Origin of the sequence: Flavivirga eckloniae (assembly GCF_002886045.1) — a bacterium.
GTDB classification, from domain to species: Bacteria; Bacteroidota; Bacteroidia; order Flavobacteriales; family Flavobacteriaceae; genus Flavivirga; species Flavivirga eckloniae.
On sequence record NZ_CP025791.1, the window covers coordinates 3914065 to 3928839 of the forward strand.

Here is a 14775-nt window from a genome sequence, read left to right on the forward strand (position 1 = left end):
ATTACCTAAGAAGGATTTTATAGAATAAATAATTTAAATATAATGTTCTTGTTATATAAAAAACAATTATGGTAGTAGCATAGCAGGTTGCTCTACCCATTAAAATCATTCACTCACCAATTAAGTACGTTTACACATAATTTTCCTATAAAACTTTTTTGATGTTTCTATAAGTTTCATGATGCTTGGGAGAGATCAGCAGTTTAAAAGATTAAACTTAAAGACATCTAAGTTGTTGATAATAAATCAATAAAAAAGACATATTCGTCGCCCACCATTCGTTATTCATCTAATATTATTTTCAGCTTCTGTTCGAAAAAATATATTGCGCCGTTTTTTGGAACAATATATTGGTTCCCTTTAGCAACTAAAGGGGCCCATTTGTCAAATATTACATTGATGAAATCCGTCAATAGTAATAATGTTGTTAGAATAATTGTCCCAATATTCATTATAGTTTTTTTGTTTAGTAAACCCGAAATCGTCTTGAGGATTTCTCTCACCTCTTAGATGATTTTGCCGCTTTAGGTGAAATTGTATTTATTTTAAAATCAGTTTGATCTAATTACAAAAACTAAAGGGGAAGTGTTGGGATCGCATAGCGGTCCCATTTTTTATTTCGATACGTTTTAATTGATGTCATTAAATTAAAGGGTAAACGTAAATATTAGATTTCGTTCTAAGACATTATAAATATTAATTTTAAAGGCATTTTATCTGTGTTCTATGTGGCTCTATGGCTTAATGGTATTGATCGAAAGGTAGTAGAAGTATTTAAAATAGTTAATATGCTGATTATTAGTGTGTAATATGTCAAGTTTAGGTGTGAGGTAACATGCTGAAAAACAACTGAAATTCCACTATTAGTAATTCGAATTTTAGTAACTTAGTACTATGAATAAACTGTTTTCCATAGTTGTTTCGCTACTCTTTGTTTTTCAGAGTTCTAATGTGCATTTTAATGATATAGTGCAGATAGATGAACTATTGGAACATGCATGTTTTCATAAGAAACAATATGGAGATAATTTTCTTGTGTTTTTATCGAAACATTATGGAAATCAAAAAGAAGAGCATAGCAAAAAAAATCAAGAAGAAAAGGAAGATCACAGGCAGCTTCCATTTCAGCATCAAGGGCATGTAGCTTCTGTGATGGTATTTGTTATCAAACAACACCCCATCCAATTGGAACATTTACATTTAGAGGCAAATCAAGTAAAGATTGATAATTTTTATTATCAAATGCCTTATACATCTTTGTATAACTCTAGAGTATTTCAACCTCCCAAACAAGCATAATTCATTTATTAAAAGTTGAGTTTAAGTTAGGCTAATGGCCTAATTGTAGTAATGCATAAGTGCATCTGCTGTTATTTTAACTATTTAGTTATTTAAATTATGCTATCAAATATTATTAATTTCAGTTTAAAGAATAAGTTTATTGTTCTTTTATTTACAACCATTATAATAGGTTTTGGGTTGTATTCATTATCCCAAATATCTATTGGAGCCGTGCCAGATGTTACTAATAATCAGGTTCAGGTAATTACGACTTCAAGAAATCTTTCTACTCAAGATATGGAGCAGTTTATTACCTATCCCGTAGAGTTGGAAATGGCAAACCTACCTGGAGTGGTCGAGATACGTTCGGTGTCGAAATTCGGACTTTCGGTAGTTACCATTGTTTTTGAAGATAACATGGGAACATTTTTACCAAGGCAGCTCATTGCAGAAAAAATCAAATCGGCTTCAGAAAAAATCCCCGAAGGTTTTGGTACTCCCGAAATGGGACCAATTACTACAGGTTTAGGAGAAATTTACCAATATGTGCTGGATGTTAAGCCCGAATATAAAAACCGCTATACGGCTACAGATTTACGTACCATACAAGATTGGATTGTAAAAAGACAACTGTCTGGGATTCCTGGCGTAGTTGAAGTAAATACCTGGGGCGGTTTTTTAAAGGAATACGAAATTGCTATTGATACGGGAAAGCTGAATGCCATGAATATAACAGCGCAAGAGGTTTTTAAAGCTCTGGAACTGAACAATGGTGTAGCAGGTGGCGGATATATAGAAAGAATTAACCAAGCATATTTTATTAGAGGAGAGGGGCTGGTGAAGTCCCTTGAAGATATTAATACCATAGTAGTAAAGAATGTCGCCGGGAATCCTATTTATATTAAAGATATTGCAACTGTAGGTTATGGCAGTGCCATGCGTTTTGGCGCTATTACGGGAAATGGTGAAGGAGAAAAGGTTTTAGGACAGGTTATGATGCTTAAAGATGCCAACTCCAAGGAAGTTATCGAAGCAGTAAAAGAGCGCGTGGCCTCCATTTCAAAATCCTTACCCGAAGGGGTTTATATTAATGGCTTTTTAGATCGGAGCGAGCTTATTGGAAGAACAACATTTACGGTAACAGAAAACCTTGTTTTAGGTTGTCTAATCGTCATTTTTGTTGTTGTTCTCTTATTGGGAAATGTCCGTTCAGGATTGGTCGTAGCATCGGTTATCCCACTTTGTTTATTATTTGCTTTGTCCCTGATGTACATTTTTGGGGTTGATGCAAATTTAATGAGTTTAGGAGCTATCGATTTTGGTATCATCATAGACGGAGCAGTTATTATTGTAGAGTATATAGCATATCAGATAACACTTAAGCAAAAAGAAATATTGACTTTTGCCAAAGCGGAAAGACAAGACTTGAAAGATGACATTACTTTTAAAGGCGCATCCAAGATGATGAATTCCGCTATTTTCGGTCAACTTATCATTCTTATTGTATTTATACCAGTATTGTCATTATCTGGTGTTGAAGGTAAAATGTTTACGCCTATGGCACTTACATTTAGTTTTGCATTAATTGGAGCTATGGTGTTTTGTTTTACTTATGTTCCCGTAGTGTCGGCATTGTTTTTAAAACCTTCAAAAAATAAAAATAACTTAACCGCACAATTAATAAGATGGCTTACCGGCAAATATAGCATCATTATCCATTGGGCGTTATCGAGTAAACGACTAGTATTGGGAATCGCTGCTAGTTTACTAGTTGTTACTCTATACTTGTTTACAACTATGGGTGGCGAATTTGTACCCACGCTAGATGAAGGAGATTTTGTAATTCAACCAGTATTAAAAACTGGGACATCTTTAAGCAATACTGTAAAAACAACTACACAAATAGAACAAATCCTTTTGAAAAACTTTCCAGAAGTGAAACAGGTAGTTACCCGAATAGGAGCAGCCGAGGTTCCAACAGACCCTATGTCGATGGAAGAAAGCGATGTTATTATTCAATTAAAACCAAAGAATGAATGGGTGTCGGCAGATACAAAAGATGAACTAGCCGATAAGTTTAAAGAAGCACTGGCGGTTATTCCAGGAATGGAAGTGGAATTTACTCAGCCTATCGAAATGCGTTTTAACGAGTTAATTACGGGAGTAAGAGCAGATATTGCTATCAAGGTTTTTGGAGAAGACTTATCGGTATTGGCAGCAATGGGAGAGCAGATAAAAGAACTTGTAAGACCCGTTGAAGGAGCAGCCGATGTTACAGTGGAAAAAGTTGAAGGTCTCCCGCAAATGAATGTAACCTATAACCGTGCTAAGGTTGCCCGCTACGGTCTTAATATTCATGAGCTTAATGAGATGGTGTCCATGGGATTTTCAGGTCGTTCTGTAGGAAGTGTTTTTGAAGGGGAAAAGCGGTTTGATATGGTGGTACGATTAAACAAGGAACACCGAAAAGATCTTTCCAACCTCAAGAATTTATATGTCGATTTACCTAATGGCGGTAAAGTGCCTTTAAGTGAGGTGGCAGAAATCACCTATCAAAAAGGAGCGGCCAAAATATCCAGAGACAATACACGAAGACGCATTGTGGTAGGCATTAATGTACGTAATCGAGATTTACAATCGGTGGTAGATGACGTAGAGGAAGTTATAACGAATAATATAAAACTTCCTGTGGGATATTCAATTACTTACGGTGGGCAGTTTGAGAACTTACAGAGTGCCAAAGCTCGATTAAAAATAGCAGTGCCAATAGTACTTATCCTCATTTTTGTGTTACTATATTTTGCCTTTAAATCGGTAATGCAAGCATTACTCGTCTATTCAGCTATTCCATTAGCAGCCGTGGGAGGCGTCTTGTTTTTGTTAATAAGAGGTATGCCTTTTAGCATTTCGGCAGGAGTAGGTTTTATAGCGCTTTTTGGAATAGCAGTATTAAATGGTATTGTTCTTATAGAGCATTTTAAAGAATTAAAAAGTAAAGGATATCCTAATATTGAATCTCTTATTGAGCAAGGTGCGAAAGACAGGCTTAGGGCAGTATTATTAACAGCATCGGCTGCGGCCCTAGGTTTTTTACCTATGGCAGTTTCTACCAATGCTGGAGCGGAGGTGCAAAGACCGTTAGCTACCGTTGTAATAGGCGGATTAATTACAGCAACCTTGCTTACTTTGGTTGTACTTCCTGTATTGTATGCGATGTTTCATGATAAATGGACGAGAAAAATTCGCAAAAGGAAAATATTCAGAAAAAGAAATACGACCCTATTATTGTTGCTTACGACTTTGGGAGCTTTTGCGCAGCAAAGTCCTAAAACGCTGCAAGAGCTTACATCGCTAGCTATTGAAAATAATGCGAGTATGAAAGTCATTTTGTTAGAAGCAGAACGATCGGATGCATTGATAGGTAGTGCATTTAGTTTTGATAAAACGCAGATATATTTCAACTACGACCAAAATAATTTAGCACTAAATAATGAACCATTACGTGTGTTTGGAATAAGTCAGGATTTTCAATTTCCGACGGTTTATTTTTCGAATAAAAAGCTAAAACAGGCCAAATATAATCTGGCGCAAAGCAGATATCAAGTTCAGGAGACGGTCGTAAAGGAAGGCGTAACCATTGCATTTTATAATTACCAAATTGCTTTAGAAAAACAAAGATTGTATCAAGCTTTAGATAGTCTGTATGAACGGTTTGCCTATGCCGCTAATCGTAGGTTTGAATTAGGGGAGACCAATTATCTGGAAAAAATAACGGCACAATCAAAAAAGCGACAAATTACTTTACAGTATGAACAAGCTATATCTAAATCTAAAGTAACTTATACAGAATTGAAACATTGGGTACAGGCAGAAGATAGTTTGGTTATTGCAAAAATCATTGTAGATAAAATCCCCATTACTAGACTCGATATTACATTGCACCCCAGTATCCGGTATTTCGAAAATAGAGTTGTTTTGCGCCAAAGGGAAGCACAATACGAAAAACAACTATTAATTCCTGATTTAAATGTAGAATACTTTCAAGGAACCAATAACCAGCTCAATGGTAATCTGTTTGGATATCAAATAGGTATTAAAATTCCTTTGTTGTTTAGTGGGCAGGCTTCACGTATAAAAGCAGCGAACATAGCTCGTAAAGTTGCTACGGAAGAAACTCATCAGCAAAAACATATATTACATACTAGATATGTTCAATTCATGGAGCAATTAAAACAGCAGCAAGGCGCCCTAGATTATTACGAAACAGAAGGTAATCTGCTTGCCGAAGAAATTCTTAAAACAGCTGACCATAGTTTTAAAAATGGAGAAATAGATTTTTTTCAATACATACAAAGTTTAGAAAATGCTTATGAAATCAAGGTGGCATACCTAAACCAGTTACAGCAGTATAATGAAACGGTTGTTAAACTTAACTATCTAACATTTTAAAAAAGAGTCGTTATGAAACGCATATTACACATATATTTCTTAATCATCATATTACTAGCAAATGCTTGTAGTAATACCAAAAAACAAAATACAGAACCTAATGGCGAGGAACATAAAAACATTGGTGTTCATATTGCCAAAGCCCAATTTATACAAGCAGGAATGCAGCTGGGCTCACCTGTAAAAAAAGCCTTTCCAGAGGTCATTAATACTACAGGGATAATAGATGTACCCCCCAAAAACCGTGCAGTGGTAAGTGCTATAATGGGCGGATACATTAAAAGTGTTTCGCTACTTGTAGGGGATAAGGTGCGTAAAGGACAAGCTCTGTTAACCATAGAGAATCAGGAATTTGTCACTTTGCAACAGAAGTATCTTGAAGCAAAAAATGAACTAACATATCTCAAGGCAGAGTATGAACGGCAAAATACCCTAGTTGCCGAAAATATTACTTCGAAAAAAAACTTTTTAAAAGCAGAGAGCAATTATAAAAAAACGAAAGCAGTATACCATGCTTTAGATAAGCAATTACATATGCTCAATATATCTCCAAAGCTTGTAGCCCAGGGAAATATTACCACAACCGCTGCTTTGTATGCTCCCATAAAAGGAAGTATTACTAAGGTAAATGTGGTTAAAGGGACTTATGTTACACCAACCACCGAAATTCTCGAAATCGTTAACAACGATCATATTCATTTAGATCTGGTCGTTTTTGAAAAGGACATCATGAAAGTTAGAAAGGGGCAAGCTATACAATTTCGTATTCCAGAATCTTCAAACGAAGTTTTTGATGCTAGTGTTTATTTAGTAGGAACGTCTATTGATGCTAATAGAACAATAAAAGTACACGGCCATTTAGCAGATGAATCGAAGGGGCATTTCTTAACGGGCATGTTTGTTAATGCTCAAATCCTGGTAAGATCAGAAGATGCCAATGCAACTTTGCCCATAGCCTTACCAGAAGAAAGTATTATTGAGGTAAACGGGAAATACGTTGTTTTAAAGCTCAAAGAACAGAAGGAGGGTTACGTATTTGAAAAAGTAGAAATACAGGTAGGTAAAACCAGTAATGGATATACCGAAATAAAGAGTAATCATATTTCCAAATCTGACCAAGTATTAGTAAAAGGTGCTTTTAATTTAATTGATATTGAAGTAAGTAGTGGTAATAGTCATTAATTGTATTAAAAATCAATATTTCTGGTTGGGGTAAATAGTATATCACCCAAGTTTTCATCCTAATTTTAAGAAAAACTATAGAAATATAGAAAAAAATTATAGGACAATATTTTATTTAGTTAGGAATCCTAACTATATTTGTAATCAAATCTCTAGTTAGATGAAAATAAATTAATAAATGTTAAACTTTAAATTTAGTTAAAACCATGAGTAAATCAATTTTTTATCACGCAGGATGTCCGGTTTGCGTAAGTGCAGAACACGATATAGTAAACTTAATTGGTAACGACAATGTAGAAATAGTTAACATTGGCGAAATAAGAGGTCGTATAAATGAGGCAGAAAAGGCAGGGGTTGAATCTGTTCCAGCACTTTTAACGCCAAACGGAAATGTGCTACACATCAACTTTGGTGCATCTATGGCAGATGTAAAAGGATAGTTAGAAGTGTAGTTTATGTAAGCAGTCATTCTCTCAGGCTGCTTACATGTTTTAAAAAAGTAAAGTAATTTATAAAAAGAAATAATAATGAAAGTCTCAGTTTACGATACCTATGTGCCTAAAGATGATAATAACCGAATGCATTTTGATATTCTTGTAGAAGAAGGTGAATCTGTAGAAAATGTATATAAATATGGGAAAACCTATTTAAACCAAAAAGGTATACCAGATTTTGAACTAACAACTAACGAGTGTAATTTCTGTCATATGGAAACCGTCTCTGTAGAAATTGAGAAGGAAATTCGTGATAAAGGATATTATATTTTAGAAATGGAAAACTGTAATTAATCATTCCAAACCAATACCACATAAGCAGAAATTCGATTAAATGGTTTATAAAAAATAATATTTTGAAAAAATTGCACTTACATTTTGATCGTATGATTCAGGGAGAATTTAATTTAAGAGCTTTAAACTTTCTCTTTGTCTTTCAGGTGAATTGCCCTGGTTGTTTTTTGTATGGAATTCCATTAGTAAATAAACTATTCAGCGAATTTAACCAGGATATGTCGTTTTTAGGAATTTCTACAGCTTTTGAAGATTTTGAATACAATAACGAAGAAAATACAAATCTATTGATTAGTAGCGGTCAAATGGTTGGCGAAACCAAAAAGGCATTGGCTAAAGAAGGTTTTGATGTGTACCCCAATAAAATAAATTTTCCCTTAGCCATGGATGAGATGGCTAGCGAATCGTTTGACCTTTCTAGTACCGCAGAAAAAATTTGTCAACTTAATCCAAACTATGCCATTTGGCCGGATTTTGAGCAAAGCGCACTTTTAAGAAGGGTTAAGGGCTATTTAAACGCTTTAGAAAAAATAGCTTTAACCTTTACCATAAATCAATTTAGAGGTACACCAACCATGTTGGTCTTTAATGATGCTTACGAAATTCTGTTTCATCAGTTTGGTCATGTTAAATACGACGTTTTAAAAACCAATTTAAAAGATCTTGTTGATAGGTTTGGTAAGGATCACTAATTTTGTCCAAATTATTGATAATTAGATGGAGGATTTAAGTTCAAAAATAACAGCTGGTTTAAGTAGACTTTCAGAAGTTTATAAAGTACTGCTATGGGAACAAGCTAAAAAACTAAAGTTAAGCCCTATTCAAATACAGATTCTTAATTTTATTACTTATCACAAACAGGAATTATGCAATGTTAGTTATTTGGCAAAAGAGTTTAATGTAACAAAGCCAACCATTAGTGATGCCATAAGGGTACTGGTGAATAAAAAATTATTAATAAAAGACTTTTCTTCTGAAGATAGTCGAAGCTATACACTGATGCTCTCTCTTAAAGGAAGAGCAATTGTAAATGAAACCGAAAACTTTGCAAACCCCATCAAAGAACAGTTAAACAACATTAGCGAAGAAGATTTTAACATTCTCTATAAAACAATTACCAGGTTAATTTATCAATTAAATCGTTCGGGGGTTCTCACGGTGCAAAGAATGTGTTTTGGCTGTAAATTTTATAAAGCCAATGGCGAACAACATTATTGTAATCTTTTAGAGAAAGAACTTTTAGATTCTGAAATAAAGTTAGATTGTCCGGAATTTATTGAAACAAATTAGGAATACTGCGGAAAACATTTTTTACAATTGCAAAATTGTTTAGAGTTCTAGGTTTCAAAGTATTAAAAAAATAAAAATAAGTGTGGAATATAAGTTTATCACTTCACTCTAAAAACTGGAAGCTTATCAAGAAATTGAGAGGCTTTTTTAGCAAATGACATCGAAATTGTATGCAGAAAGATATTCCATAAGACGTTCTCATATTTTTTTGTAATTTGCCGAGAATAAGCATAATAAAAAATTGCTTACATTGTCATTATTATTGATACTCAGTGCAAATGGGGGTACTTTTTCTAAGTACATGAAAGATTACATGCTATTGATCTTTGATGTATGAATATGTTATGAAGTTAAGCGATTCGCAAATTCTTGAAAAAATTAAGCATAATGAGGCTACTGGTTATAAACAATTGTTTGACCACTATTACATGCCATTAAGTATCTATGCCCTAAAATATTGTGATTCCTTTGAGTTGGCAGAAGATATTGTTCAGGACTTTTTTGTAAAACTATGGGATGAAAAATTATATCAAAAATTAGATGGAACCATAGGACCATATTTATTTAAAGCAATAAAAAACAATACGCTTAAAAGGGTAAAAAAAAATGCGCAATATAAATTCGAAGACCTAGAAAATAAGATCAATGAATTGATAGTAGATACCATTGATATAGATTCGATCGAACAAGAAAAGGTGAAATTATATCGAGAAATTGAAACATTGCCTTTAAAAAGCAAGGAAGTATTTAAAGCCATTGTGCTAGAAAATTTAAAATATAAAGAGGTTGCAGAACTACTAAATATCTCTGTAAATACAGTAAAAACACATTATTCCAGAGCCTTAAAACAACTTCGTAATTCTTTGAATGTTGTTATAATATTACTGCTAGTTTAAAAAAAGATTAAATTTTTGTCACCCATTTTTATCATCTTGGGATATATGTAGTATACAACCAGGTTAAAAATGGACACCATCAATACTAGTATACTTAAACTTTTCGTTGCCTATACGGCCAATGAAATTACAGAAGAACAGTTTAAAACACTTAAGGAATGGATCGACCAAGATCCTGAAAACAAACAGCAGTTTTTAAATTTCTTGCAATTCTATAAAAAGACTCGGCGAATTGGTTTTGTTGAAACTTTAGATAAGAACCATGCTTGGAATAAGGTAGTATCCCAACTTGAACGTCCGCTTATTATAAAAGCTTCCCAAAAAGAGAAAAAGCCGATAAAGCTTTATTGGAAATATGCTGTTGCTGCATCAGTTTTATTGATGGCAACGTTAACAATATTTCTAAATAAGAAGGCTATTCAACAACAATTTGATGAGCCGATTATTGTTAATAATGATATTGAAGTGGGAACAGATAAAGCTGTATTAACGTTAGAAGATGGATCTAAAGTTCCTTTAGGGAAAGGTCAAAAATATCAAACGAATAATATAAGTAGTAATGATAAGGAAATAGTGTATAACGCAATAAGCAAAACTGAACCAGAAATTAGTTATAACTATTTAACAATTCCAAGGGGTGGACAGTTTTTTGTGAAACTATCTGATGGAACAAAGGTTTGGTTGAATTCTGAAAGCCAACTAAAATACCCTAAATTTTTTATAGAAGGCGAACTGCGAGAAGTAGAATTAGTTTACGGTGAAGCCTATTTTGAAGTATCTCCAAGTAGCGATCATAAGGGGGCTAAATTTAAAGTTTTTACAGGAGATCAAGAAGTGGAGGTTTTAGGTACAGAATTTAATATAAAAGCTTATCAAGATGAAAACCATATATATACAACCTTAATAGAAGGAAGTATAGCACTTAGTAATGGTGTTAAAAAACAAAAATTAAACCCAAACGAACAGCTGGTTCTTAATGTTAATACAAAAGGAATTCAGGTCAATCCTATAAATGTTAAAAATGAAATAAGCTGGAAAAAAGGAGATTTTGTCTTCAGCAGAAAATCTTTAAAGTACATTATGAAAGTGCTAGAAAGGTGGTACGATGTTAATGTTGTTTTTTCAAATTCATCACTTCAAGATATTGAATTTACGGGTGAGTTAGGAAAAAATCAAAATATAGAGGAGATACTAATACTAATTAAGAACACAAAAATTATAAATTCTTATGTTATAGATAAAAACACAATTACGCTTAAATAGAAAAAAGGAGCAGGAGTATGAACGTCTCAAGGTAAACACTCCCCTCCATTTTTAATGATTAATTAACTAGACAATAACTAATTAACTAACACAAACAAATTTATGAAAATTAAATTAACTAACCCGCTTTTCTTCTTTCGGGGAAAGCTGCTAAGGATTATTATGAGGGCCTTTATTTTCTTGTTATGTACTTCGGTATTTGGTTTGACTCCAAACAATATTGTATCGCAAAATGCTAAAGTAAATATAGATACAGATATTACTATTACCGTAGATGAGGTATTTCAACTAATTAGTGATCAGACCGATTATAAATTTATTTACCAATCAGATCTTTTTAATGACTTTCCAAAAGTAGAACTTAAAAAAGGAATCATTAAGGTAAATAAACTACTTAAGCAAAGTCTTTCTAACGGAGATTTCAAAATTAGTTTCACAAATGCCAATACTATTTTTATTGAAGAAAGTGCCAATCAGAATATCACTATTACTGGTTTTGTAGCAGACGCAAAAGGGGACCCGCTAGCAGGAGTAACGGTTTTACTGGATGGAGCAAACAGAGGAACAACAACCAATTACGATGGAAGGTTCCAAATAAGAGCGGAAAAAGCGACGGGTATATTGGTGTTTTCATCCATAGGATATAAAACTAAAAGAGTTAATTATGTAGAAGGCATACCATTGTCAGTAAAAATGGAAGAAGAACTTAGTGCTCTAGATGAAGTAACTATAGTGGCATATGGAGAAACTAATAAAAGAGAGATGACAGGCTCTGTGTCTACCATAAAATCTGAAGATATAAAAGATATACCAAGCTCAAGTGTTGCAAATTTATTGCAAGGTAGGCTTAGTGGGGTGAGTGTTACAAATTCTTCTGGAGCTCCAGGAGGCGGCGGAACGAATATAGTAATTAGAGGGTTTAATTCATTAGGTATAGAAGCAGGGAGACGATTTAGTAATCCATTATGGATTGTTGATGGCGTGCCAATGAGTTCGTTTACATCTCCAGTAACAGGAACCAATGGGCTTGCCGACCTTAACCCAGAAGTTATTGAGTCGATAGACGTATTAAAAGATGCATCAGCAACGTCCCTTTATGGCTCAAGGGCTGCTAATGGTGTTATTTTGGTAACAACTAAAAAAGGAAGAAAAAATCAAAAAGGAAATTTTACAGTAAACTACTCAGAAACCCTTTCAGTACTTCCAGAATACCCAACGGTATATGGAGGAAGAGGAGAACGTATTTTTAAAATCAATGGAAGAAAAGCGCAAAGAAACGCCTATTTTGATCCAGCACTAGGAACTTGGATATACCCAGGGTCTTATGAAGAAGCCTGGGGAGAATTGGGTACATTTGATGGTTTTTGGGGCAACGGTTCTGTCGACGAATTAAAAGATGGGTTTATAGTACAAGACAGTCTGAATGCGTTTTATAATAACTCTACCAACTTTTACAAAAAAATATATAGAGAAGCAAAAATTAGAAATGCCAATATTCAAACCTATGGCGGTGGAGAAAATATGAGTTATAGTATAGGTTTGGGGTATTATGACGAAGAAGGGATTGTTGTTGGAACAGGATTTAAACGAACAAATCTGTTAGGTAATTTCCGTGTACAACCCGTAGATAAACTATCACTTAATTTAAATAATTATTTATCATTAGCAGATAGGAGCAGAGGAGTTAGAGGCGGTGGATTAGCCAGTGGACGGGATATTGAACTGGTGCCAGATGAGCCCTATAATTTGTCAACACTCTTACCTTTTAATAATCAAGCAACAGAAGATGCAGTCCAGAGATTCAAATCTCAGGAAGAAAAGAATATTACCTATAGGTTACGATCAAGCCTTCAACTTCAATATGACTTTAGTAAGGATATAAACATAAGCAACACAGTATCTGTAGATTTTAGTCAGAATAATAGAAATAGCTTTCGACCTGCAGCTTTGAGTTTGTTTAATGAATCGGAATCTGCAGGTGAAATCTCAAGAAATATTACTTTTTTAAATGAATCACTGTTAAATTATAAGACAAGTATTAATGATAATCATAATATTGGTGTTGTATTAGGAGTATCTTTTCAAAGAGATGTATCGCATTATGTTGGAGGATCAGCTAGAGGAGGACCAAGTGATTTAGTAAAATATGTAGGAAAAGAAGGGTGGCCTAATTTAATTGAAAGAAGCGAATTTTGGATAGATCCACTTAAAACGTATCGATCTGATTTTTTAGAGAGTAAATTACATAGTCTTTTTGGTAGATTAAATTATAATTATAAGAAAAAATATTTATTAACTGCTACAATGAGAAGGGATGGTAGTTCTGTATTTGGACGGAATTTAAGATGGGCCACATTCCCTTCGGTAGGATTAGGATGGAATTTTTCAGAAGAAAAATTCATGCAAGGATTTAAGTCTTTAGATTTTGCAAAATTAAGAGCAAGTTACGGACTATCAGGAAATACATTTAGTAGTCCTTATTTGGCGTATGGAGTCTTAGAGAGCCGAGGAGTTTATAACGGGCAAGCAACTATAGCCCCAAACTGGGGTGAAGGATTTTATAATCCGAACTTGTCTTGGGAAGAGACCCGACAACTTGATATAGGTGTAGACTTTAATTTCTTTAACTATAGATTAAGTGTAACTGCAGATTATTATAATAGACATACAAAAGACCTATTATATAAAGTGGAACTCCCAGGGAATTACTCTACCTATCAGTCGCAATGGATAAATGCAGCGGCCATAGTTAATCATGGGTTTGAACTGGAATTTAAATACGATGTGTTTAGGGATAAACAGGACTTTTGGCGTGTGTCTTTAAACCTGGCAAAAAATTATAATAGGTTTGCCGATAGTTTTAATGATAGGGACATTCTTGATCTAAATGAAAAAAAGTATTTTGTTTTAGGGCGAGAGATTAATTCAATTTATGGCTTTAAAACCGATGGATTTATACAGACTGATGATGAGGTTGTTGAATATTATAATTCCAATGGAGAATTAAACAGGGTAAGTAATGACTTTTCTCAGAATAGTTACCATCGTCCAGGAGATGTGAAGTTTGTAGATGTAAATGGAGACTTTATTATAGACTATAGGGATCAAGTATATTTAGGAAGTACTTTGCCGGATGTAACAGGAGGTCTTATAAATGAAGTAAGATGGAAGAATTTTGATCTAAATATGCTGTTTTCATTTTCTTTTGGTAGAGATATGGTTAATACTGCTGCTTCAGAATCCATATTAATCGAAACAGCTGCCCCGCTTTTTATAAATGCAGATGATACCTTTTGGCAACAACCAGGGGATAATCCAGATTACCCGATCTATCGTACGGGGGCCTTCAATTCAAATTTTGTACCAATTCAGGATAGACTTATTGAACATGTACATTATGTGAAATTAAAAACACTAACCTTAGGATATACCTTACCAAAAACGCTGTTTAAAAAGAAGGTTTTTGATAGTGTTCGGTTTTTCTTTAGTGGAGAAAACTTATTTACAATAACCAACTATTCTGGCTTAGATCCTGAAACTGTAAATATAACTACAGGTATTGATAATGGAAAAACTTTTCCATTAGCGAGAAAACTCACTTTAGGTTTAACAATAAAGCTATAAAA

General features: G+C 33.7%; 10 protein-coding genes. All 10 read left to right on the forward strand.

Features of this window, described 5'->3' with window-relative positions:
* The first annotated feature begins 894 nt into the window (after nt 1–894).
* The 10 genes from C1H87_RS16205 to C1H87_RS16250 all read left to right on the forward strand — a co-directional run bounded on the left by C1H87_RS16205 (nt 895) and on the right by C1H87_RS16250 (nt 14773).
* The gene (locus tag C1H87_RS16205) at nt 895–1299 is read left to right on the forward strand and encodes a hypothetical protein (protein ID WP_102756818.1); all 405 of its coding nucleotides are present in this window, start codon (nt 895–897) and stop codon (nt 1297–1299) included.
* Between the two features lie 99 nt (nt 1300–1398).
* On the forward strand, nt 1399–5730 hold the full coding sequence (locus C1H87_RS16210; protein ID WP_102756819.1) for a CusA/CzcA family heavy metal efflux RND transporter: 4332 nt from the start codon (nt 1399–1401) through the stop codon (nt 5728–5730).
* A 12-nt stretch (nt 5731–5742) separates the two neighbouring features.
* Nucleotides 5743–6912, forward strand: coding sequence for an efflux RND transporter periplasmic adaptor subunit (locus C1H87_RS16215; protein WP_102756820.1), 1170 nt, complete (start codon nt 5743–5745; stop codon nt 6910–6912).
* A gap of 206 nt (nt 6913–7118) precedes the next feature.
* Nucleotides 7119–7352, forward strand: a complete 234-nt coding sequence (locus tag C1H87_RS16220; RefSeq protein ID WP_102756821.1) for a thioredoxin family protein — start codon at nt 7119–7121, stop codon at nt 7350–7352.
* Nucleotides 7353–7439: 87 nt separating this feature from the next.
* On the forward strand, nt 7440–7700 hold the full coding sequence (locus C1H87_RS16225; protein WP_102756822.1) for a DUF2024 family protein: 261 nt from the start codon (nt 7440–7442) through the stop codon (nt 7698–7700).
* 62 nt (nt 7701–7762) lie between these two features.
* Nucleotides 7763–8392 (forward strand): hypothetical protein, encoded by a 630-nt coding sequence (locus C1H87_RS16230; protein ID WP_102756823.1) that lies wholly within the window; start codon nt 7763–7765, stop codon nt 8390–8392.
* 25 nt (nt 8393–8417) lie between these two features.
* Nucleotides 8418–8990, forward strand: coding sequence for a MarR family winged helix-turn-helix transcriptional regulator (locus tag C1H87_RS16235; protein WP_102756824.1), 573 nt, complete (start codon nt 8418–8420; stop codon nt 8988–8990).
* A 344-nt stretch (nt 8991–9334) separates the two neighbouring features.
* Nucleotides 9335–9886, forward strand: a complete 552-nt coding sequence (locus C1H87_RS16240) for an RNA polymerase sigma factor (RefSeq protein WP_158655255.1) — start codon at nt 9335–9337, stop codon at nt 9884–9886.
* A gap of 69 nt (nt 9887–9955) precedes the next feature.
* Nucleotides 9956–11149 (forward strand): FecR family protein, encoded by a 1194-nt coding sequence (locus C1H87_RS16245; RefSeq protein ID WP_102756826.1) that lies wholly within the window; start codon nt 9956–9958, stop codon nt 11147–11149.
* A gap of 102 nt (nt 11150–11251) precedes the next feature.
* Entirely contained in the window at nt 11252–14773 is a 3522-nt protein-coding gene (locus C1H87_RS16250; RefSeq protein ID WP_102756827.1) for a SusC/RagA family TonB-linked outer membrane protein, read from the forward strand.
* Nucleotides 14774–14775 lie beyond the last annotated feature (2 nt).